The sequence below is a fragment of the Sphingomonas sp. PWP1-2 genome, from assembly GCF_049898305.1.
In the GTDB taxonomy this organism is placed as follows: domain Bacteria; phylum Pseudomonadota; class Alphaproteobacteria; order Sphingomonadales; family Sphingomonadaceae; genus Sphingomonas; species Sphingomonas glacialis.
This window is the reverse complement of the sequence record NZ_JAFCXM010000002.1, coordinates 96,076-115,946: the sequence shown is the minus strand read 5'-3', so window position 1 is coordinate 115,946 and position 19,871 is coordinate 96,076. Positions and strand designations below refer to the sequence as shown.

The window sequence follows — 19,871 nt, the reverse complement described above, 5'->3', positions numbered from 1 at the left end:
TCGAAAACACCGATACGCTCAACGACTCACTTCCCCGCTTCTGCGCGGGAACCTCTCGCGAACGACTCCCACCTGACTGCCAACGCACGAAACAGCGTTGGTTTCCCTACCTTTGTTTCAGCATCAGCCGATAGGTGTGGAGCAGCGGCTCCGTATAGCCATTGGGCTGCGCGCCGCCATCGAAAACGAGCGCGCGCGCCGCCTGCAGCGCCAAGCTGTCGGGATGCCCGCTCATCGGATGATAGAGCGGGTCGCCGGCATTCTGCGCATCGACCTTTGCTTCCATGCGCTCGAACGCCGCATCGACGTCCGCTGCGGTCGCAACCCCGTGGAGCAGCCAGTTGGTGATGTGCTGCGACGAGATGCGCAGTGTCGCGCGGTCTTCCATCAGCCCGATATCATGGATGTCGGGCACCTTGGAGCATCCGACGCCCTGGTCGATCCAGCGCACGACATAGCCGAGAATCCCCTGCGCATTGTTGTCGAGCTCGGCGCGGATTTCGTCGGGCGTCCAGTTGCGGCCTTGCGCGACGGGCACGCTGAGCAGCGCATCGAGCGACGGGATCGATTCCCTGGCGATTGCCTTCTGCCGCGCGAACACGTCGACCTGATGATAATGCATCGCATGCAACGTCGCCGCGGTCGGCGACGGGACCCACGCCGTATTGGCGCCAGCTTGCGGATGCGCGATCTTCTGCACGAGCATATCGCCCATCCGGTCGGGCGCGGCCCACATCCCCTTGCCGATCTGCGCCCGGCCCGACAGGCCGGCGGCAAGACCGATGCGGACGTTGCGGTCCTCATACGCCTTGATCCAATCGCTGGTCTTCATCTCGCCCTTGGGGATCATCGGCCCCGCGCGCATCGCGGTGTGCATCTCATCGCCGGTGCGATCGAGGAAGCCGGTGTTGATGAAGACGATGCGGTCCTTCACCGCTTCGATGCAGGCGGCGAGATTGGCAGAAGTGCGGCGCTCTTCGTCCATCACGCCGACCTTGAGCGTGTTGCGCGCCAGGCCGAGCAGATCTTCCACCGCGTCGAACAGCGCATTGGTGAAGGCGCATTCGGCCGGCCCATGCATCTTGGGCTTGACGATATAGACCGAACCCGCGCGGCTGTTCTGGAACGCGCCGAGCTTGCGTAAGTCGTAGAGCGCGATCGTGCTGGTGATGATCGCGTCGAGAATCCCCTCGGGCGCGTCGCTGCCGTCGCCGAGCCGCAGCGCGGGCGTCGTCATCAAGTGCCCGACGTTGCGGACGAACAACAGGCTGCGCCCCGCCAGCGTCAGGCCGTCATCATAGACGCGATCGGGGTTGAGCCGTCGCGTGATCGTCTTGCCGCCCTTGTCGAACGATTCCTCGAGCGCCCCCGTCATCAGCCCGAGCCAGTTGGTATAGGCCGCGACCTTGTCCTCGGCATCGACCGCGGCGATCGAATCCTCGAGGTCGCAGATCGTCGTCAACGCCGATTCGAGGATGACGTCGGCGATTCCCGACGGATCGTCACGCCCGATCGGATGGTCGCGATCGACCACCACTTCGATGTGCAGCCCGTTATGGACGAACAGCCACGACGCGCCCTTGCGCCCGACCAGCTGCGCCGGATCGCGCAATACCGGCTCCTTGTCGGCGAGTTCGGCCCAGGGACGGTCCGCAAGCGGTACGGCCTGGTCGAGAAACGCTTTTGCGGCAACGACGACCTGGCGCCCGCGCACCGGATCATAGCCGCCCGGCACCGCCATCCCCGGCAACGCGTCGGTGCCGTAATAGGCATCGTACAAGCTGCCCCAGCGCGCGTTGGCAGCGTTGAGCAGGAAGCGCGCGTTGAGAATCGGCACGACGAGCTGCGGCCCCGCCATCGTCGCGACCTCCGGATCGACATGCTCGGTGGTGACGGTGAAGGGCGCCGGCTCGTCGACGAGATAGCCGATTTCGCGCAGATATGCCGCATCGACCGCCCCGCCCGCCTGATAGCGCGAATCGATCTTGGCCTGGAGATCGTCGCGCACGCGCAGCAGCGCGGCATTCTCGGGCGCGAAGCGGGCGTAGATCGCGGCAACGCCCGACCACCACGCGCCGGGCGCGATGTCGAGCCCCGGCAGGACACGCTCCTCGACGAAAGTGGCGAGCGGCGCTGCCACCGAAAGGCCGGCGCGATCGAGCATGTCGGGCATGGATGTCCTCCTGGAAAAACACGGTTCGCCTGGGGAGGGCCGAGGTCGCTTAGGCCAGCAAAGGCCCTGCTATCAACCCTGCTCCCTCCTCACTCCGGGTCGAACGGTGCGGCAGATGCCTCGATCCGGTCAAGCATCGCGCGGAACGCCTTGATCTCCGCTGGCGAAAATCCCGCAAAAACACGCGCCTCGAGCTCGAGCGCCTTGGGCGCGACATCGTCGTACAACGCCTGGCCCGTCGCCGTCAGCGCGAGCATGTGCGAGCGCTGATCGCCCGGATTTGGCTGCCGCGCGACGAGCCCGCGTTCGACCAGGGCGGCGGCGGCGCGGCTGACGGTGACCTTGTCCATCCGCGTCGCCAAGCCCAGCGCCTGCTGCGTCATCCCCGGCCCTTCGGCGATCACCGCGACGAGCCGCCATTCCGAAATCTTGAGCCCGAACAGCGCCTGATACGCGCTGGCGATCGCGGCAGACACACGGTTCGACGCGATCGACAAGCGATAGGGCAGGAAGTCGTCGAGTTTGAGCGTTGCCATGCACAATCGATACGGGATGGACCGGTTCGTGCAAGCCCGCTATATCGTTTCATATGAAACCAGTTGGAGCCGACCGATGACCGCGCCAGACACCAAGCCTGCAAACCCGATGGGCCTGAACGGCTTCGAATTCGTCGAATTCACCTCGCCCAACCCCGAGGCGATGGCCGACCTGTTCGTCAAGATGGGCTTCACGCATGTCGGCAACCACAAGTCGAAGAACGTCCGCCGCTACGCGCAGGGCGACATCAACTTCCTGCTCAACATGGATGACGCGGGTCAGGTCGCGGGCTTCCGCGATACGCACGGCCCCTCGGCCAATGCGATGGCGTTCCGCGTCGCTGATGGCGAAAGCGCGCTGAAGATGGCGGTCGAACGCGGTGCTGTCGCGGTCAAGGGCGCCGTTGGCCCGGACGAGCTCGAGCTCCCCGCGATCGAAGGCATTGGCGGCGCGAACCTGTATCTGGTCGACGAGAAGTCGCGGATCTACGAAACCGACTTCACCCCGGTCGACGGCGCCGGCGTCGATGACCACAGCGTCGGCCTCCACACGCTCGACCATCTGACGCACAATCTGCAGCGCGGGCGGATGGCCTATTGGGCGGATTATTACGAGCGGATCTTCAACTTCCGCCAGATCCGCTATTTCGACATCGAGGGCCAGTCGACCGGCCTCTTCTCCAAGGCGATGACCGCGCCCGACGACAAGATCCGCATCCCCTTGAACGAAAGCCAGGACGAGCATTCGCAGATCGAGGAGTTCATCAAGGACTATAAGGGCGAAGGCATCCAGCATCTCGCACTCGCGACCGACGACATCTTCAAGACGGTCGATACGCTGCGCGCGAACGGGATCCGTTTCCAGACGACGCCGCAAACCTATTTCGATCTGATCGACAAGCGCCTTCCCGGGCACAACCACGACGTCGAGGAAATGCGCAAGCGCGACATCCTGATCGACGGCGCGCCCGAGACCGGCGGCGGCCTGCTGCTGCAGATCTTCACCGAGAACATGGTCGGGCCGATCTTCTTCGAGATCATCCAGCGCAAGGGCAATGACGGCTTTGGCGAGGGCAATTTCAAGGCGCTGTTCGAGAGCATCGAGCTCGACCAGATCCGCCGCGGCGTGGTGCCGGGCGCAGTCGAGGCCTGAGCACGCGCGTCGCCCCGGCGGAGGCCGGGGCCGCTGCGCGTGATGCGAGCGGCGCGACACGAACGCAGCGGCCCCGGCCTCCGCCGGGGCGACGATGGGATCGCGAGATGACCGATTACATGACCGGCTTCGGCAACCACTTCGCGAGCGAAGCCGTCCCCGGCGCGCTCCCGGTCGGCCGCAATTCCCCACAAAAGCCAGCGTTTGGCCTTTATGCCGAGCAGCTCAGCGGCACCGCCTTCACTGCGCCGCGCCACGAGAACCGCCGCTCGTGGCTGTACCGCTTGCGCCCGTCCGCGGCGCACCCAGCCTTCACGCGCTATGACGGCGCGCCGCTCTTCGCCCCCGGCGTCGCCACCGCCCCGCTCGCCCCCAACCGGCTTCGCTGGAAGCCGCTCGAGACGTCGGACGCCGACTGGCTCGACAGCCTGACCACGATGGTCGTCGCGGGCGACGGCCCCAAGACGCAGACCGGCGTCGCGATGCACATCTACCGAGCGACCAAGGACATGGCGAACCGCGCCTTCGCCTCGGCCGATGGCGAGCTGCTGATCCTGCCCGAGCACGGTGCGCTGACGCTGCTTACCGAATTCGGCCGGATCGACGTGAAGCCGGGCGAGGTCGCGCTGATCCCGCGCGGCGTGCGTTTCCGCGTCACGCTGCCCGATGGCACGGCGCGCGGCTATGTCGCCGAAAATCACGGCCAGCCCTTCCGCCTCCCCGATCTCGGCCCGATCGGCGCGAACGGCCTCGCCAACCCACGCGATTTCGAAACCCCCGTTGCGTGGTTCGAGGATGTCGAGGGCGACTATCAGCTCGTCCAGAAATTTCTCGGCAGCCTGTGGAGCACCAACCTCGGCCGCTCGCCGCTCGACGTCGTCGCGTGGCACGGCAATTACGTGCCCTGGAAGTACGACCTTACGCGCTTCAACACGATCGGCAGCATCAGCTTCGATCATCCCGACCCCTCGATCTTTACCGTGCTGACCTCGCCGAGCGAAGTCCCCGGCACCGCGAACGTCGATTTCGTGATCTTCCCACCACGCTGGCTGGTTGCCGAGGACACCTTCCGCCCGCCCTGGTTCCACCGCAACACGATGAGCGAGTGCATGGGGCTGCTGTACGGCGCGTATGATGCGAAGGCCGACGGCTTCGTGCCGGGCGCGCTGTCGCTGCACAACCAGATGAGCGGGCACGGCCCCGACGTCGCGAGCTGGCAGGGTGCCAGCGCCGCCGACCTCAAGCCGCACAAGCTCGACGGCACGATGGCCTTCATGATCGAGAGCCGCTGGGTCTTCACACCGACCGAATTTGCCTTGGAAACGAGCGCCCTGGACGTCGATTACGATCAAGCGTGGGACGGTTTTCCCAAGGCACAAGTTCGTGAAGCGTCTGATTGAGATCAACTAGGTTTTTGGGAACCTTACGCAGGCGGGAGTCGTCTTGATGGGCATGCCAGCCCCGTCCACTCCGCTCTTTCCCTGGCGCCACCGCGCGCAGGGCGATTTCCAGGCCTTGCTCGACGCGCACGTCGCGGCGGCCGATTTCCCGTGCGTTGGGGCCAAGGCCGCGCTGGCCAAGGGCACGCTCGCGGTCCTCGCCTGCGACCGGATCGACAGCGCGTGGGACGATTTGCGCATTCACGACGGGCTGATGCATTTCGCCGCAGACTATCGTGCCGAGCCCGGGCTTTTCCGCAGCTTTGCGGTGATCTTCGATGGACCCGATGCGCTCAGCGAAGACGCGTTCGAGACGGCGCTGTGGCAGCGTGCTCAATCGATCTCGGACAAGGACGTGTGGCGTGGTCAGGGCTATGACAAGGGCGTCAGCGCCGACCCGGACAGCCCGCATTTCTCGCTGAGCTTCGGCGGCGAAGCATTTTTCATTGTCGGTCTGCACCCCAACGCCAGTCGCCCTGCGCGCCGCTTTGCGCGTCCGACGATGGTGTTCAACCTGCACGACCAGTTCACCACCTTGCGCGACCAGGGCCGCTACGAGGGCATGCGCGAGAAGATCCTCGTGCGCGACGAGGCGCTGGCGGGCAGCCGCAATCCGATGCTCGCGCGCCACGGCGAAATCAGCGAGGCGCGGCAATATAGCGGGCGCGTGGTCGACGCCGAGTGGAAATGTCCGTTCAGCTATGCAGGCACGCCCGAATGAGCGCGACGATCGAAATCCCCGAACGCAGTGGCACTGCCTTCCGGCTGTCGCACGGCGAGACGCTGACGGTGATCGACCCACGCGGTCGGCAAGTTGCCGATTTGCTCGCGTTCAACGCTGAAGACCTCGATGAGGTGATATCGTCGGGCAGGACGCTCGATTATGCCGAGACGATCTTCTTGACGACGGGCCATTTGCTCTATTCCAACCGCTCGCGGCCGATGCTCGAGATTGTTGCCGATACCGTCGGGCGGCACGATTTTTTGCTCACGCCGTGCTCGTACGACACCTTCCACCACTTCTATCCCGACTTGCCGCCGCATCGCGGATGCTTCGGCAATCTGGCGGCGGCGCTCGAGCCGTATGGCGTCGCGCCCGACCGGATTCCGGTCGCATTCAACTGCTTCATGAACGTGCCGGTGGACGCGACCACCGGCAAGCTGTCGGTGCTGCCGCCGATCAGCCAGGCGGGCGATCACATCGTCTTTCGCGCGGCGATGGACCTGGTGATCGGCCTCACCGCCTGCTCGGCACCGGCGAGCAATGGCGGAAGCTTCAAGCCGATCCACTACCGGATCGACTCTGCTCGCTAACATTTGGTTCGAAGCCCTACTTCGTCACCCCGGCCTTGTGCCGGGGTCCACCGTCACGCACGCGCCGCGGCCGCAGCGCTCGCGGCCCGGTGGACCCCGGGACGAGCCCGGGGTGACGGTTAGACGGGGAAGCTGGTAACCGCCTATTTCATCTGCCGCTTGATGCTCGTCCACGTCGCCTTGCCGTAAGGCGGCTTGAGGCCGGCCAGTTTCGCTACGTCGAGCTTGGCTTGCTTAAACACCGCCTTGGCGTGGCTGAACGTCTTGAAGCCGTCAGTGCCGTGATACGATCCCATCCCCGAGGGACCGATCCCGCCGAACGGCAGTTCCTCCATCGAGACGTGGAACACCACGTCGTCGAGCGTCACCCCGCCCGAAATCGTCCGGTCGAGCACGCGCCGCCGCTCGTCGGCATCGGGCCCGAAATAATAGAGCCCGAGCGGCCGGTCGCGACGGTTGACCTCGCCGATCGCGGCGTCGATGCCGCTATAGCGCCGCACCGGGAGGATCGGTCCGAAGATCTCCTCCTGCATCACGATCATGTCGTCGGTCGCGTTGCGGACGATGTGGAGCGGCATCTTGCGGCTGTTCGAGCCGGCGAAATCCTCGCCCGCCGGATTGACCGTCTCGACCGTCGCGCCCTTGGCGCGCGCATCGGCGACCCATTCCTCGAGCCGCTGGTGATGCCGATCGTTGATGATCGCGGTGTAATCGGGATTGGCGAGCAGCGTCGGGTACATCGCCGACACCGCTGCCTTGAGGCCATCGACCACAGCTTGCTCCTGCGCTTCGGGCACGAGCATGTAATCGGGCGCGAGGCAGATCTGGCCGGCGTTGAGCATCTTGCCGATCGCGACGCGCTCGGTCGTCTTGGCGATATCGGCATCCTTGCCGACGATCACCGGCGACTTGCCGCCGAGCTCGAGCGTGACGGGCGTGAGATTGTCGGCGGCGGCATGCAGGATGTACCGCCCGATCCCGGTCGCGCCGGTGAAGATCAGATGATCGAACGGCAGCTCGGAAAACGCCTTGCCGACCTCGGCCGCGCCGCTGAAGAACGCGAGTTCGTCGGCTGCGAAATATTTCGGGCACACTGCTTCGAACAGCGCCGCCGTGCGCGGAGTGAATTCGCTCGTCTTGACCATCACGCGGTTCCCCGCCGCAAAGGCGCCGGCGACCGGGCCCATCACCAGATTGACCGGGAAATTCCACGGCGCGATCACGCCGACCACGCCCTTGGGCTGATATTCGACCCAGGCGCGCGCGCCGAGCAGGCCGAGCGGGAATTGCACCGCGCGCTTGTCACGCCGCATCCAACCCTCGACCGATTTGAGCGCATGGCGGATCGGCGCGACCGACGAGGCGATGTCGGTGAGCATCGACTGCTCGCGGCTGCGATGCCCGAAATCCTCGCTCAGCGCGTCGCAGAACGCGTCGGCATTGTCGGCGATCATCGCGGCGGCGCGCGTGAGCCGGTCCTTGCGGACCGCGAGGCTGACGGGCAGCTCGGCCATGAAGGCAGCGCGCTGAGCGTTCAGAACATCGAGCATCGTCATCATTTTCCCCTCACGTGCAGCCGATCAACCCCGCGACCGGCACTATGATCGTATCCTGCCCCGCTTGGTCGATCTCGAGCAATCCCTCGGGCACGACCGCTCCACCACTGATCGATTCGCGGGTTTCAACCTTCATCGTCAATTTCGCGACGAGCGGGCCGCCGCCATATTCGGCGCGTTCGGGAAATCCGAAGCCGCTCGCGCCGGTTTGCGCGCTGCGGTCGAGATCGGTCACCTTGCCCTGAACCGAGACGCGCAGGCGCGCCGGATCGGCCCCGACCATCGCGATCAGCGCTCGAGTCCCACTCGCGGTCCAGAGATAGGCAGCGCAGCCGCGTGCGGGCAAATCCTGCTTCGGAATCGCGCCGATCGGCAGGCCATCGACCGAAGCGAGCGGCTGGGCTGGCGGAACCGGCGCCGCCTGCGGGGCTGCGGCAATCACGAGCGGCGCGAGCAAGAGAAGCGCTTTCATGACGACTGGCCTAGCAGGAACAGCCAGGCCGGGTAAGCCGCGATCGCGAGCAGCGCCCCCAGCGGCATCCGATCGCCCAGCCCCGCTTTGCGCCCGTTCAGCATACCGGCCAGGACGATCGCCAGCCCGATAAGCGCGGCCAGCAAAACGACCGCCGGGAGCAGCCGCCAGCCGAGCCATAGCCCGATCGCGCCGAGCAATTTCGGGTCTCCCCCGCCCAGCCCCTCGCGGTGCCGCAGACGCTTATACCCTGCCCCGATCGCCCACAGCACGGCAAAGCCGCTCACCGCGCCGATCAGCCGGTCGACGAGCGAGGGCTCGACACCGAGTAACCCCGTTACGAGCCCGCCGCCCGCTAGCGTCGCCGTCAAAGCGTCGGGCAGCCAGAATTCTGCGATATCGAGTGCGGCAAGCGTCAGCAGCAGCCAGCCGAACGCGGCGCCCGCCAGCCCGACAGGCCCCGGCACCGCCCAACCGGCGAGCGCGCCGATCACCAGACAGCCAAGCTCGATCTGCCAATGCCGCGCGTCGATCGGCGCCCTACAGCGCCGGCATCGCCCTCCTGCCAGCGCCGCGCTCACCAACGGGATGAGATCGCGCGCGCCGAGCGACGCGCCGCAGCCGTCGCAGTGCGACCGCCCGCGCATCACCGATCGCCCCTCCGGCCAGCGGATCACGAGCGTTGCGACAAAGCTCCCGATCACGGCGCCGAGCAGCCCGAGCAGCGCCGGCCATAGGAGCATCTCCACCATGCGCCTCCTTATCGCCATTCCCGTCGCATCGGGAAGCCACCCGATCGCGGCTCGTTTGTAAAACCGCCGGCTCCGTCCTAAATCACGCGCATCCTTTATCCTCGCGAAAGATCGCCAATGTCCGCTGATCCCGTCATCATCGTCTCCTATGCCCGCACGCCGATGGGCTCGTTCCAGGGTGCGCTTACCGGCGCCACCGCAACCGAGCTCGGCGCCGCCGCCGTCGGTGGCGCGGTCGAGCGCGCCGGCGTTTCAGGCGACGCGATCGAGCGGATCTATATGGGCTGCGTCCTCCCTGCCGGACTCGGCCAGGCCCCCGCGCGCCAGGCCGCGCTGAAAGCCGGCCTCCCCGACCATATCGAGGCGACGACGGTCAACAAGATGTGCGGATCGGGCATGATGGCGACGATGCTCGCAGCCGATGCGCTGGCTGCCGGCTCTGCCGACCTGATCGTCGCGGGCGGAATGGAGAGCATGACCAACGCGCCCTATCTATCGCTGCGGCATCGCGGCGGCGCGCGGATCGGGCACGACGTGCTCAAGGATCACATGTATCTCGACGGGCTCGAAGATGCGTATCAGCCCGGCAAGCTGATGGGCAATTTTGCCGAGGACACCGCCGCCGTCTATCAATTCACGCGCCAGCAGATGGACGAGTACGCGATCGAGTCGCTCCACCGCGCCCAACGCGCGCAGCAATCGGGCGCGTTCGACCGCGAGATCGTCGCGGTCGAGGTGAGCGGTCGCAAGGGGCCGACCACCGTCAGCCTCGACGAACAGCCCGCCAAGGGCGATGTCGCGAAGATCCCGACGCTCAAGCCTGCATTCTCCAAGGAAGGCACGATCACCGCAGCGAACGCCTCGTCGATCTCGGACGGCGCCGCGGCGCTGGTGATGACGCGCGCGTCGGTCGCCGAAAAGCTCGGGCTCACGCCGATCGCCCGGATCGTCGCGCAGGCGGCACACGCGCACGCGCCCGAGCTGTTCACCACCGCGCCGGTGTTCGCGATGCGCAAGGCGCTCGCCAAGGCGGGTTGGTCGGTCGACGATGTCGATCTGTTCGAAGTCAACGAAGCCTTCGCCGTCGTCGCGATGATCGCGATGCGCGACCTCGGCATCGCGCATGACAGGCTCAACGTGCATGGCGGCGCGTGCGCGCTCGGACATCCGATCGGCGCGAGCGGCGCACGCATCCTCGCGACATTGCTGTCGGCGCTGCAGACCAGCGGGCAGAAGCGTGGCCTCGCTTCGCTGTGCATCGGCGGCGGCGAAGCGACCGCGGTCGTGGTGGAATTGATGAACTGAGGCGTAAGCCCGGCAGCGCCCTTCCCCTGCGCCCGGGGGAAGGACGTTATTCCAGCACGAGCGTGTAGTACCGCGCGAACACGCAATCGCTATAGCCCGCAAACGGATCGCATTCGATGAATCCAATGCGCTCGTATAGTGCATGCGCCGCGGCGAACGGGGCGGTCGTCCCCGTCTCGAGGCTCAAGCGTCGATAGCCGCGCCCACGCGCTGCGGCGATCACATGCGCAAGTATCGCGCCAGCGACACCGCGCCGCAGCTGCGCGGGCGCGGTGCGCATCGACTTGATCTCGCCGTGGCGCGCATCGAGCTGCTTGAGCGCACCCATGCCGAGCAGCGTCGCGCCTTCCCACGCTGTCCACAGCGTCACCGCGGGATCGCGCAGACCGGTGAGGTCGAGCGCGAAGACGCTGCCCGGCGGTGAGTTTTCGTTGGCGCTGCGCACGTGAAGTTCGAGCAAGGCGACCACCGCAGGATGGGTGAGATCATCCTCGACGATGCGCCAGCCGTTCACGGCAGCTCTTCGGTCGGCTCGACGCCCCACAGATGGTTTGCTTCGACATAGCCGCCGCGCCCGCGCACGTCGAAATGGCACCACCCGCGCGAACAGCGGCTCAACCGCCCGACGACGCCGGGCGCCGCGCGCCACAGGATCCGCCCGCCATCGCGCGGCGAATCGCGGAGCTCGGCCACCATTCCCAGCACCACCGCGGTGCGCTTCTCGCTCACCAGCGTGCCCATCATCCAGCCTTGCGTGCCGCCCGGATCCTCGACCTTGTACCACGCACCATGGTCGTAGACGTCGAGCACCTTCACCGGCAGGTCGGCGCGCTGGTACAGCCAGCTCGACGGATAACTCCGCGCCGGGCCGGTCCGCATCCGCGCCTTGCCCGCCGAGATCGAGGCGAAATAGGGCGGCTTCTTCTGGACGAGCCCGGCCAGCACCGGCGCCATCGCGCTGCCGCCGAGCGTGATCGCCGTTGCCGCCAGCAAAATTCTGGCCCCAATACGCATGCTATTTCCCCGTCTGTGTTCGCGCCCGTTTATCGTGCTTCGCGCGCACGCTTCAACACCGTTGACGAGGCCAAAGCGCTCCGCCAAGCCATGTCCATGCCCGAAACGAGACGCGTGCCGAACCCGAAAGTCGCCGTAACGCGCGAATTGCCCGACGCGGTGATCGAACGCATGACGCAGCTGTTTGACACCCGGCTGTTCCGCGGGCCCGTCGGCATGACGCGCGATCAGCTCGCCGCCGCGATGGCGGACTGCGACGTGCTGGTCCCGACCGTCACCGACGAGATCGATGCCGAATTGATCGCCAATGCCGGCGCGCAGCTCAAGCTGATTGCCAATTTCGGCGCGGGCGTGAACCATATCGCGCTGAAGGCCGCGCGCGCGCGCGGTATCATCGTCACCAACACCCCCGGCGTGCTCACCGAGGACACCGCCGACATGACGATGGCGCTGATCGTCTCGGTCCCGCGCCGCCTCGCCGAGGGCGAGAAACTGGTGCGATCGGGCGCATGGCAGGGCTGGTCGCCCGGCGGGATGCTCGGCCACCGGATCGGCGGCAAGGCGCTCGGTATCCTCGGCATGGGGCGGATCGGCCAGGCGGTCGCGCGGCGTGCGCGCGCCTTCGGGCTGTCGATCCATTATCATAACCGCCACCGCCTGCCGAAGGTGGTCGAGGCGGAATTGCAGGCGCAGTGGCACCCCAATCTCGACGAGATGCTGGGCGCGATCGACATTCTGACGATCCACACTCCACGCAATGCCGACAGCGAGGGCCTGCTGAACGCCGACCGCATCGCGCTGCTGCGCCCGCACGTCTATCTCATCAATGCCGCGCGCGGCGGGATCGTCGACGAGGATGCGCTGATCGACGCGCTCAAGGGCCGGCGCCTGGCAGGTGCCGGGCTCGACGTGTGGAAGCACGAGCCGCAGATCGACCCGCGGCTGCTGGCTTTGCCCAACGTCGTGATGACGCCGCACATGGGCTCGGCGACCTATGAGGGCCGGATGGCGACGGGCGAAAAGGTCATCACCAACATCCGCATGTGGGCCGACGGCCATCGCCCGCCCGATCAAGTGCTCGAGGGCTGGGCCTAAACCTCGCCTACCACAGCACGCCGCGCGCATCGGGCCGCAGCGGCTCTGGCGCTTGATCGCCGATCGCCTGAAGCAGATCGATCTCGATCGTCCGGCACATCGCCGTCAGCGGCACGTCGTGGACGGTGTTGGCGAACGGATCGACCAGATCGTCGCCGATCGCGAGCACCACGAGGAACATCAGCCCGGCGATGCTCGACCCGAGCGGGGTCGCGAAACCGAGCGTATCGACCAGCCCGATCGGCAGCAGGATGCACAACAGGTGCGTGAAGATCGTCGGGAAGAAGCGATACTGGCTCGGCAACGGCATGTTCTTGAGCCGCTCCATCCCGCCCTGCGCATTGGCGATGTCGACGAGGATGCTTTCCATCGATGCCTGCTGGATCGTGTCGATCCAGCCCTGCGCGCACGCCCCGTTGATCCGGCGACCGGTGCCGTCGACGATGCCGTTGGCGACATTGACGCGTCCCAGCGCGAAATCGGCCTCGCCGCGCGACAGAAAGCGCAACACCTCGCCGTCGGGCGCCTGACGCCGCAACTGGCAGCGCAGCGCGTTGACATAGGCGATCTGGCGCAAGACGATCGTGCGCTTCAGATCCTTCGCTTCGTCAGGCAGATAGTTGCGCGCCTGGCGTGCGAGGCTGCGGCTGGCGTTGATCATCTGCCCCCACAGCACGCGCCCTTCCCACCAGCGCTGATACGCCGAATTGCTGCGGAACCCGAGGAACAGCGCGAGCGCCGTGCCGAACAGCGTCAGCGGGAGCGATGGCGCGGTGAACGGCACGACGTAATAGGTGACCGTCACGATCACATCCCAGACGAACAGCAAGGCAGCAGGCCGCCAGATCTCGCGGAGGATGTGGCGATAGCCGGGGGTGTTGGTGACGATCATCGGTTCTCAGGGCTCTCAAGGGCGCTGCTGCGCGATAGGGCCGAATGGTGCCTGCGGCAAATCCACGCCATTACGGCGCGACGTCCGCGGCCGCCGCACCAACCCGTGCGGTCTCATGCGTATCGACCGGTTTGACCGACGCCTTGGCCAATGCAGCAGCGGTGCCCGATGCCGGACGCAGAACGAACCATTGCGGGCGGTCGATTGCAATCAGGAACGCCAGCAGCGCCAGACCGAACCCTAACAAGGACAGCGAAGCGCGCGCCGTTGGGGTGATCTTCGAGCGTTTCGGGGATTGCGACGTGTGCATAACGGAACTCCTCTTTCCAACGCCACCAAGCTGGGAAGAGGTCGCAACTCGCGTGTTAGCGAACGATGACGTTTTATTGCTGCGGCGCAGCATGAATAAGAGAGCGAGCAAAGACAAAACGATAGCGCGCCGCCATCGCTGCGGAATACTCCAGGTCTCGCGCCTTGAACTTTCCGATTGACGCCTACCGCACGGCGTTGCAGCTTGATGACAATTATAAAAGATGGAGAGTGATGATGGACCGAATGGGGTCGTTTGCCGTGGTCGCGGCGCTTGTCTTGGTATCAGCGCTGCACATCATCAGTGCCCCGGCGTATTTCAACATCGTTCCTGCCATGCTGCTTGTCGTCGGCTTCATCCGCCTCGTCAGCCATCCCGCCCCTTCCGAGACCGCCGCGAGCGAAGATCTTTCGCTCGCTCCCACCGCCGAAGCTTGATCCGAAAATCATAAGGCGGCGGCGCGGTCGAATAGACCGCGCCGCCGCTTTTCAGCGTGCGTGGAAGAAATCGTAAAGCTGCTGCGCGACCGCGGCACTCACGCCCGGTGCCTTCTGCAAATCCGCCAGACTCGCGCCGCGCACCGCGCGGGCGGTGCCGAAATGCATCAACAGCGCCTTCTTGCGCGCCGGACCAATTCCCGGGACATCGTCGAGCGGCGATGCACCGATCGCCTTCGAGCGCTTGTCGCGATGCGCACCGATCACGAAGCGGTGGACCTCGTCGCGCAGCCGCTGGAGGTAGAACAGCACCGGCGCGTTGACGGGCAACTGGAACTCGCGCCCGTCGAGCAAGTGGAACACCTCACGTCCGTCGCGGCCGTGCAGCGGCCCCTTGGCGACGCCGACGAGACATACGTCCTCGATCCCCATTTCCTCGAGCACAGCCTTCGCCGCGTTGAGCTGGCCGCGCCCGCCGTCGATCAGCACAAGATCGGGCCAGTCACCCGCATCGCGATCGGGATCTTCGCTTTGCGCGCGCGCGAAGCGGCGTTGGAACACCTCGCGCATCATGCCGAAGTCGTCGCCGGGGATCGTGTCGGGGTTCTTGATGTTGAACTTGCGATACTGCCCCTTGCGGAAGCCCTCGGGCCCCACGACGACCATCGCGCCGACCGCGTTGGTCCCCTGGATGTGGCTGTTGTCGTAGACTTCGATCCGGTCTGGCGGTTCGGCCAGATCGAACAGTTCGGCCACCTCGCGCAGCAGCTTGGCCTGCGTCGTGCTCTCGGCGAGGCGGCGGTCGAGCGCTTCCTCGGCATTGCGCTTGGCCTGATCGAGCAGCCGCCGTCGCGTGCCGCGCTGGGGCATCGATAGCGAAACCTTGAAGCCCACCCCTGCCCCAAGCGCCTCGCCGAGCAATTCGCCTTCCTCGAGTTCACGATCAAGGAAGATCGTCTTGGGCGGCGGCACTTCCTCATAAAATTGCGCGAGGAAGCCGGTGAGTATCTCGTCCTCGGGCACATCGGCGGTGTGCTGCGGGAAGAAGCTGCGGTGCCCCCAATTCTGCCCCCCGCGAATGAAGAATGCCTGGATCCCGATCACGCCGTTCTTGTTCGCCATCGCGAAGATGTCGGCATCCCCAAGACCCTCGGCGTTGATCGCCTGGCTGCCCTGGATAAAGGTCAGTGCACGGAGCCGATCGCGCAGGATCGCGGCGAGCTCGAAATCCATTGCCGCAGCGGCGGCTTCCATCTGCCCACCGAGCTTGGCCTGCACTTGGGTCGACTTGCCGCCGAGGAACGCCTTCGCGTCGTTCACCAGATCGGCATAGCCCGCCTCGTCGATCCGCCCGACGCACGGCGCCGAGCAACGCTTGATCTGGTAGAGCAGGCACGGCCGGTCGCGGTTGCGGAAGAAGCTGTCGGTGCATGAGCGGAGCAGGAACAGCTTTTGCAGCGCGTTAAGCGTATTGTTGACCGATCCTGCACTGGCGAACGGCCCGTAATAATTGCCCTTCGCGCGCCGCGCACCGCGATGCTTCTGGATCCGCGGGAATTCGTGATCCGCGCGCAGCAGGATGAACGGGAAGCTTTTGTCGTCGCGCAGCAGCACGTTGTACGGCGGACGATAGCGCTTGATCAGCTGCGCCTCGAGCAACAGCGCCTCGGCCTCGTTGTTGGTCGTGACGATCGTCATCGAACGCGTCTGCGCGACCATCCGCTGCAGCCGCTTCGACAGGCGATCGACTTGGGTATAGTTGGTCACACGGTTCTTGAGCGCCTTGGCCTTGCCGACATACAGCACGTCGCCGCGCGCATCCTGCATGCGATAGACGCCGGGACGGATCGGCAGCGTGGCCAGCACGTTGCGAATCGCGGCGACGCCCGCTGCGAGATCGGGCGTCTCGCCGGCGCCGCGGACGGCAAAGGTGGATTTCTCTTCGTTGAAACGATCAGGCGCATTGGGCGAGGACATGCGATTGATCTAGGGAGTCCGCGCGGCGGATGCCACGGTTATGCGCATCCACGCGCACACCGCGCGCTCGCCCGCGATGGAGAAGACCCGCGATGTACGTTTCGATCACCGGCCTGAAGCCAAAAAGCCTGTTCCAGGTGCCGCGCTTCTGGTGGCACGCCATCCGTTCGATGCAGCAGGCGCAGCGCGCGCCGGGCAATCTGTCGGTCGCGGCGCGGACGATCGCCGGGACGCACCATACGATGTCGCTTTGGCAGGATCGTGGGGCGATGTGTGCCTATCTGGCTGCCGGTGCACATCGGGACGCCATGCGTGCGTCGCGCAGCATTGGCACGGGTGCGGTCCATGGCTATGAAAGCGAAGCGGCGCCCGAGTGGGCCGATGTACCGGCGTTGCTCCGAGCGAATGGCCGTATCATCTGATGTGATGGTGGCGGTGCACCGGCACCGCCACCGCACGCACTTATTTGATCGCTTCGAGGTCGATCTTGACCTTGGCGAGCGCAGCGTCGGTCAACGCGCCCTGCGACATCGGCTGAACCTGCGCGAGCGACATCGACTTGAACTGGTCGTACATCGGGTGCGCGGTGATGTTCTGGAGGTCGGTGTCGAGCACCGCCTTGCCCTTGGGATCGGCAGCGATCGTCTCGATCGGGGTTTCGAGCGTGAATTTGGCGGTGGAGGCAGTAGTGGTCGTCGAGGTTGTGGTTACGGCGGGCGCAGGTGCGGTCTGGGCAGCGAGCGGCGCCGCGGTCAAAGCGACGAGCACGGGCAGAAGGACAGACGTCATGGGAGAGCCTCTTTCGAAAGCGAAAGCGGCGCGAATCGCCGCTGACCAGGGTTTACCCCGGCCAGTGGCGAAACGAAATGGACTGGATCAAGTGAAACCCTGCGGAATTGCCCCGCATGTGAGCGCCGGACGCCTTTAGTTCAGACGTCCAAGCCCAGCGATCGTACGATCGACCAGCGCTTTGTCGGCATCGACGCCGTGACGCTCGGCCAGGATGGTCGCCGCGGCGCGAGTCGCAGCTTCAGCCGCAAGCGCCCTGACTTCCGCGATAGCGCCACGCTCGGCGGCGGCGATCTTGTCTTCAGCCATCGTCTGACGACGCGCGACCAAATCGGCAAGATCGGCCTCGGCCTTGGCGAGCATCGCTGCTGCTTCGGCCTGCGCATGCGCCACGATCGCGGCAGCATCGCCGGCGCTTGCCGCATTGCGGGCCTTGGCTTCGGCAAGCTGCGCCTCGGCTTCGGCACGCAGCTGTGAGGCTTCGTCGAGCTGGGTCCGGATCGTCGCGATGCGCGAATCGAGCGCGCCCGCGATCATCTTCGGGACCTTCTTCCAGATCATCAGCCCGATCACGACCAACATCGACAAAGCGACGAAGCCCGGAGCGGTGATCCCGAAGACCGACGGTTCGTGGTGCAGTTCGGCGACGCCGGTCTGCGCCACGGTCTTGACTGTCGAGGACTCAGCCATGCGCCAATTCCGCCTTCACTTGCGTTTCGATCGTCGCACGATCGACCGCCACGCCCGAAAGCTTGGCGACGATCTGCTCGACCGCGTCGGTCGTCGCGGTCTCGATTTCGGCGAGCGCCTCGGTCTTGGAGGATTCGATCCGTCCGGTGGCCGCGTGCAATTGCGCGGCCAGACCTTCGTCGCTCGTCTTGAGTTTGGCCTCGGTGCTGGCGGTCGCCCGCGCCTTGGCTTCGCCGACCGCGATCATCGCTTGCGACCGGGCTGCTTCGAGCCCCGCCTGATAATCGCGCTCGGACGCCAGCGCGGTCGCCCGCGCCGCCTCCGCCGCGGCGAGGTCACCCGCGATCCGGCCGTTACGATCTTCGATCGTCGCCTCGATCTTGGGGACCATCGCCTTGCCGATCCCGAAATAGATCAGCGCGAAGACGATCGCGAGCCAGAACAGCTGCGACGCGTAGATCTCGCCGATTTGGGATAGCTGCGGCATTGGCTGGTTTCTCTTCTTACTTGACGACGAAGAGGATGAGGATCGCGACGACGAACGCGATCAGGCCGAGCAGCTCCGATGCTGCGAAGCCGATGAACAGACGGCCCTGCTGGCCGTCTGCTGCGCCCGGGTTACGGAGTGCGCCTTCGAGGAACGAGCCGAACACGTTGCCCACGCCGAGTGCGGCAAGACCAACACCGATCGCTGCCAGGCCGGCACCGATGTACATTGCACCAAGATCAGTCATGATAAGCTCCCTAGGAATACGTAGATTGGGTTATGGAAATTCTAGTGCAGATGCACTGCGTCGTGCAGGTACAGCGACGTTAGCAGGGCAAACACATAGGCCTGGATCGCGCACACCAGCAGCTCGAGCGCGCTGACGCCGACGATCATAATGAAGCTGAGCACGCCAACCACCGAGCCGAGGCCGCCGCCGGCGGTGAAGCCCTGGACGACGAAGCTGCCGAACACTTCGAGCAAGATGTGCCCCGCGGTCATCGCGACGAACAGTCGCAGTGCCAGCGAGAAAGGACGCACCATGAACGAGACGAACTCGACCGGGATGATCACCGGCATCAGCCACGCTGGCGCACCGTGCGGCACGAACAGCGTGAAGAACTTGAGGCCATGCTTCCAGAAGCCGACCGCGAGCACGATCGCGAACGACAGAAAGGCGAGGATCGCCGTCACCGTGATGTGGCTCGTCACCGCGAAGGTGTGCAGCCCCGGCAGGATCGCCAGCGGCATCACGCCGATCAGGTTGGCGAACAGGATGAAGTAGAAGAGCGAGAAGATGTACGGCGCGAACTTCTTGCCGCCGCTGCCGATGTTCACCGACACCATATTGTCGATGAAGCTTACCGCGTCCTCAGCGGCAACCTGCCAGCGACCGGGCACGAGCTGGCGCTTGAGGCCGCCCGAAATGAAGAGCGCGAGCAGCACGAACACGACGACCATGAAGAGCGCCGAGTTGGTGAAGGATACGTCATAGCCGAACAGGTTCAGATGGCGGCCCAGGATGGGCTCCACCATGAATTGTTCCATCGGATCGATTTTGCCGGCGCTCACTCTGCGCGCTCCTTCGAAATCTTCATGATGTTGAGGAACGCCCCGATGATCGCAAGTGTAAGCACGATCAACAGCGCCCAAGGCGACGTGCCGAGCCACTGATCAAGCGCCCAGCCCATGATCCCGCCGCCGAACAAGGCGCCGAGCAATAGCGCCAGGACCTTCGATCCCTGGCCATAGCCCTTCGCCTGCGGCAAGGGCCCCGACCCACGCGCCTGACCAGCCGCCTTTGCCGAAGCAATGCGGGCGTCCAGATCGTCGTTAGGGCGGTTCTCGGCCAAGCGGCGTGTATCCTGATAGAAAAACGCCGCCGTGCGTGCAGCACCGCGACGATGATATGCGGAGAGTTGGAGACCGACGCCCCCGCTTCCCGCGCCGTTTAGGAAGCTGTCTTGAGAGTGTCAACTCT

Annotated in this window: 24 protein-coding genes; 8 read left to right on the top strand and 16 right to left on the bottom strand. The window is 65.5% G+C overall.

The genetic code is table 11. The features are described from left to right. Positions 1-106 precede the first annotated feature (106 nt). Together ACP7C5_RS05410 and ACP7C5_RS05405 are read right to left on the bottom strand one after the other, a co-directional pair. The gene (locus ACP7C5_RS05410) at positions 107-2,173 is read right to left on the bottom strand and encodes a malate synthase G (protein ID WP_426263458.1); all 2,067 of its coding nucleotides are present in this window, start codon (positions 2,171-2,173) and stop codon (positions 107-109) included. A gap of 89 nt (positions 2,174-2,262) precedes the next feature. After that, positions 2,263-2,709, bottom strand: coding sequence for a MarR family winged helix-turn-helix transcriptional regulator (locus ACP7C5_RS05405; protein ID WP_133188813.1), 447 nt, complete (start codon positions 2,707-2,709; stop codon positions 2,263-2,265). 76 nt (positions 2,710-2,785) lie between these two features. Between ACP7C5_RS05405 and hppD the strand changes: the two genes are divergently transcribed. The 4 genes from hppD (at position 2,786) to ACP7C5_RS05385 (ending at position 6,615) form a co-directional block, all read left to right on the top strand. Next, complete coding sequence (gene hppD / locus ACP7C5_RS05400; protein WP_426263457.1) at positions 2,786-3,862, top strand: 4-hydroxyphenylpyruvate dioxygenase; 1,077 nt, start codon at positions 2,786-2,788, stop codon at positions 3,860-3,862. A gap of 107 nt (positions 3,863-3,969) precedes the next feature. Then, complete coding sequence (gene hmgA / locus ACP7C5_RS05395) at positions 3,970-5,262, top strand: homogentisate 1,2-dioxygenase (protein WP_426263456.1); 1,293 nt, start codon at positions 3,970-3,972, stop codon at positions 5,260-5,262. A 52-nt stretch (positions 5,263-5,314) separates the two neighbouring features. Beyond that, positions 5,315-6,022 (top strand): guanitoxin biosynthesis heme-dependent pre-guanitoxin N-hydroxylase GntA, encoded by a 708-nt coding sequence (gene gntA, locus ACP7C5_RS05390; protein ID WP_133191983.1) that lies wholly within the window; start codon positions 5,315-5,317, stop codon positions 6,020-6,022. After that, positions 6,019-6,615, top strand: a complete 597-nt coding sequence (locus ACP7C5_RS05385; protein WP_426263455.1) for a DUF1989 domain-containing protein — start codon at positions 6,019-6,021, stop codon at positions 6,613-6,615. Before gntA ends, ACP7C5_RS05385 begins: the two co-directional genes overlap by 4 nt. Before the next feature lie 143 nt (positions 6,616-6,758). Here ACP7C5_RS05385 and ACP7C5_RS05380 read toward each other — a convergent pair whose 3' ends face one another. From ACP7C5_RS05380 to ACP7C5_RS05370, 3 genes are read right to left on the bottom strand one after another with little or no spacing between them, the layout of a single operon-like run. Next, positions 6,759-8,171 carry a coniferyl aldehyde dehydrogenase gene (locus tag ACP7C5_RS05380; protein ID WP_354286087.1) on the bottom strand — a complete coding sequence of 471 codons (1,413 nt, stop codon included), beginning with the start codon at positions 8,169-8,171 and terminating at the stop codon, positions 6,759-6,761. Positions 8,172-8,181: 10 nt separating this feature from the next. Then, positions 8,182-8,643: a hypothetical protein gene (locus tag ACP7C5_RS05375; RefSeq protein WP_133188823.1), complete on the bottom strand. Its 462-nt coding sequence runs from the start codon at positions 8,641-8,643 to the stop codon at positions 8,182-8,184. Beyond that, a complete protein-coding gene (locus ACP7C5_RS05370; protein WP_426263454.1) occupies positions 8,640-9,395 on the bottom strand; it encodes a prepilin peptidase in 756 nt (251 codons plus the stop codon). The genes ACP7C5_RS05375 and ACP7C5_RS05370 overlap by 4 nt, the downstream gene beginning before the upstream one ends. Before the next feature lie 117 nt (positions 9,396-9,512). Here ACP7C5_RS05370 and ACP7C5_RS05365 point away from each other — a divergent pair, with 117 nt between their 5' ends. After that, the gene (locus ACP7C5_RS05365; RefSeq protein ID WP_426263453.1) at positions 9,513-10,700 is read left to right on the top strand and encodes an acetyl-CoA C-acyltransferase; all 1,188 of its coding nucleotides are present in this window, start codon (positions 9,513-9,515) and stop codon (positions 10,698-10,700) included. A gap of 46 nt (positions 10,701-10,746) precedes the next feature. Here the strand turns inward: ACP7C5_RS05365 and ACP7C5_RS05360 are convergent, their stop codons facing one another. Next, positions 10,747-11,214, bottom strand: coding sequence for a GNAT family N-acetyltransferase (locus ACP7C5_RS05360; protein ID WP_426263452.1), 468 nt, complete (start codon positions 11,212-11,214; stop codon positions 10,747-10,749). Then, on the bottom strand, positions 11,211-11,714 hold the full coding sequence (locus tag ACP7C5_RS05355; RefSeq protein WP_133188829.1) for an SH3 domain-containing protein: 504 nt from the start codon (positions 11,712-11,714) through the stop codon (positions 11,211-11,213). The genes ACP7C5_RS05360 and ACP7C5_RS05355 overlap by 4 nt, the downstream gene beginning before the upstream one ends. A 96-nt stretch (positions 11,715-11,810) precedes the next feature. On the opposite strand from ACP7C5_RS05355, the gene ACP7C5_RS05350 reads away from it, so the two are divergent. After that, positions 11,811-12,809 (top strand): 2-hydroxyacid dehydrogenase, encoded by a 999-nt coding sequence (locus tag ACP7C5_RS05350; protein WP_426263451.1) that lies wholly within the window; start codon positions 11,811-11,813, stop codon positions 12,807-12,809. Between the two features lie 7 nt (positions 12,810-12,816). On the opposite strand, the gene ACP7C5_RS05345 is transcribed toward ACP7C5_RS05350, so the two are convergent. After that, entirely contained in the window at positions 12,817-13,701 is an 885-nt protein-coding gene (locus tag ACP7C5_RS05345; protein ID WP_426263450.1) for a bestrophin family protein, read from the bottom strand. A gap of 70 nt (positions 13,702-13,771) precedes the next feature. Continuing rightward, the gene (locus ACP7C5_RS05340) at positions 13,772-14,104 is read right to left on the bottom strand and encodes a hypothetical protein (RefSeq protein WP_426263449.1); all 333 of its coding nucleotides are present in this window, start codon (positions 14,102-14,104) and stop codon (positions 13,772-13,774) included. Between the two features lie 71 nt (positions 14,105-14,175). Between ACP7C5_RS05340 and ACP7C5_RS05335 the strand changes: the two genes are divergently transcribed. Beyond that, complete coding sequence (locus ACP7C5_RS05335; protein WP_229839188.1) at positions 14,176-14,448, top strand: hypothetical protein; 273 nt, start codon at positions 14,176-14,178, stop codon at positions 14,446-14,448. A gap of 51 nt (positions 14,449-14,499) precedes the next feature. On the opposite strand, the gene uvrC is transcribed toward ACP7C5_RS05335, so the two are convergent. Beyond that, positions 14,500-16,425: an excinuclease ABC subunit UvrC gene (gene uvrC, locus ACP7C5_RS05330; RefSeq protein WP_426263448.1), complete on the bottom strand. Its 1,926-nt coding sequence runs from the start codon at positions 16,423-16,425 to the stop codon at positions 14,500-14,502. Positions 16,426-16,517: 92 nt separating this feature from the next. Here uvrC and ACP7C5_RS05325 point away from each other — a divergent pair, with 92 nt between their 5' ends. Then, entirely contained in the window at positions 16,518-16,847 is a 330-nt protein-coding gene (locus ACP7C5_RS05325) for a hypothetical protein (protein ID WP_189674964.1), read from the top strand. A gap of 40 nt (positions 16,848-16,887) precedes the next feature. Here ACP7C5_RS05325 and ACP7C5_RS05320 read toward each other — a convergent pair whose 3' ends face one another. The 6 genes from ACP7C5_RS05320 to ACP7C5_RS05295 form a co-directional block, all read right to left on the bottom strand. Continuing rightward, positions 16,888-17,214, bottom strand: a complete 327-nt coding sequence (locus tag ACP7C5_RS05320; protein ID WP_133188841.1) for a hypothetical protein — start codon at positions 17,212-17,214, stop codon at positions 16,888-16,890. Positions 17,215-17,349: 135 nt separating this feature from the next. Further along, positions 17,350-17,904 (bottom strand): hypothetical protein, encoded by a 555-nt coding sequence (locus ACP7C5_RS05315; RefSeq protein ID WP_133188843.1) that lies wholly within the window; start codon positions 17,902-17,904, stop codon positions 17,350-17,352. Then, positions 17,897-18,391 (bottom strand): ATPase, encoded by a 495-nt coding sequence (locus ACP7C5_RS05310; protein ID WP_133188845.1) that lies wholly within the window; start codon positions 18,389-18,391, stop codon positions 17,897-17,899. The genes ACP7C5_RS05315 and ACP7C5_RS05310 overlap by 8 nt, the downstream gene beginning before the upstream one ends. Positions 18,392-18,407: 16 nt before the next feature. Then, complete coding sequence (locus ACP7C5_RS05305; RefSeq protein ID WP_010164404.1) at positions 18,408-18,620, bottom strand: F0F1 ATP synthase subunit C; 213 nt, start codon at positions 18,618-18,620, stop codon at positions 18,408-18,410. Positions 18,621-18,679: 59 nt separating this feature from the next. Further along, on the bottom strand, positions 18,680-19,462 hold the full coding sequence (locus ACP7C5_RS05300) for a F0F1 ATP synthase subunit A (protein WP_426263447.1): 783 nt from the start codon (positions 19,460-19,462) through the stop codon (positions 18,680-18,682). Beyond that, entirely contained in the window at positions 19,459-19,743 is a 285-nt protein-coding gene (locus tag ACP7C5_RS05295; protein ID WP_133188849.1) for an AtpZ/AtpI family protein, read from the bottom strand. Before ACP7C5_RS05295 ends, ACP7C5_RS05300 begins: the two co-directional genes overlap by 4 nt. Positions 19,744-19,871 lie beyond the last annotated feature (128 nt).

Excerpts from the sequence above, each read along its gene's own strand:
- ACP7C5_RS05410 (WP_426263458.1), bottom strand. The coding sequence starts at position 2,173 with ATGCCCGACATGCTCGATCGCGCCGGCCTTTCGGTGGCAGCGCCGCTC.
- ACP7C5_RS05405 (WP_133188813.1), bottom strand. The coding sequence starts at position 2,709 with ATGGCAACGCTCAAACTCGACGACTTCCTGCCCTATCGCTTGTCGATC.
- hppD (WP_426263457.1), top strand. The coding sequence starts at position 2,786 with ATGACCGCGCCAGACACCAAGCCTGCAAACCCGATGGGCCTGAACGGC.
- hmgA (WP_426263456.1), top strand. The coding sequence starts at position 3,970 with ATGACCGATTACATGACCGGCTTCGGCAACCACTTCGCGAGCGAAGCC.
- gntA (WP_133191983.1), top strand. The coding sequence starts at position 5,315 with ATGCCAGCCCCGTCCACTCCGCTCTTTCCCTGGCGCCACCGCGCGCAG.
- ACP7C5_RS05385 (WP_426263455.1), top strand. The coding sequence starts at position 6,019 with ATGAGCGCGACGATCGAAATCCCCGAACGCAGTGGCACTGCCTTCCGG.
- ACP7C5_RS05380 (WP_354286087.1), bottom strand. The coding sequence starts at position 8,171 with ATGACGATGCTCGATGTTCTGAACGCTCAGCGCGCTGCCTTCATGGCC.
- ACP7C5_RS05375 (WP_133188823.1), bottom strand. The coding sequence starts at position 8,643 with ATGAAAGCGCTTCTCTTGCTCGCGCCGCTCGTGATTGCCGCAGCCCCG.
- ACP7C5_RS05370 (WP_426263454.1), bottom strand. The coding sequence starts at position 9,395 with ATGGTGGAGATGCTCCTATGGCCGGCGCTGCTCGGGCTGCTCGGCGCC.
- ACP7C5_RS05365 (WP_426263453.1), top strand. The coding sequence starts at position 9,513 with ATGTCCGCTGATCCCGTCATCATCGTCTCCTATGCCCGCACGCCGATG.
- ACP7C5_RS05355 (WP_133188829.1), bottom strand. The coding sequence starts at position 11,714 with ATGCGTATTGGGGCCAGAATTTTGCTGGCGGCAACGGCGATCACGCTC.
- ACP7C5_RS05350 (WP_426263451.1), top strand. The coding sequence starts at position 11,811 with ATGCCCGAAACGAGACGCGTGCCGAACCCGAAAGTCGCCGTAACGCGC.
- ACP7C5_RS05345 (WP_426263450.1), bottom strand. The coding sequence starts at position 13,701 with ATGATCGTCACCAACACCCCCGGCTATCGCCACATCCTCCGCGAGATC.
- ACP7C5_RS05340 (WP_426263449.1), bottom strand. The coding sequence starts at position 14,104 with ATGCTGCGCCGCAGCAATAAAACGTCATCGTTCGCTAACACGCGAGTT.
- uvrC (WP_426263448.1), bottom strand. The coding sequence starts at position 16,425 with ATGTCCTCGCCCAATGCGCCTGATCGTTTCAACGAAGAGAAATCCACC.
- ACP7C5_RS05325 (WP_189674964.1), top strand. The coding sequence starts at position 16,518 with ATGTACGTTTCGATCACCGGCCTGAAGCCAAAAAGCCTGTTCCAGGTG.
- ACP7C5_RS05320 (WP_133188841.1), bottom strand. The coding sequence starts at position 17,214 with ATGACGTCTGTCCTTCTGCCCGTGCTCGTCGCTTTGACCGCGGCGCCG.
- ACP7C5_RS05315 (WP_133188843.1), bottom strand. The coding sequence starts at position 17,904 with ATGGCTGAGTCCTCGACAGTCAAGACCGTGGCGCAGACCGGCGTCGCC.
- ACP7C5_RS05310 (WP_133188845.1), bottom strand. The coding sequence starts at position 18,391 with ATGCCGCAGCTATCCCAAATCGGCGAGATCTACGCGTCGCAGCTGTTC.
- ACP7C5_RS05305 (WP_010164404.1), bottom strand. The coding sequence starts at position 18,620 with ATGTACATCGGTGCCGGCCTGGCAGCGATCGGTGTTGGTCTTGCCGCA.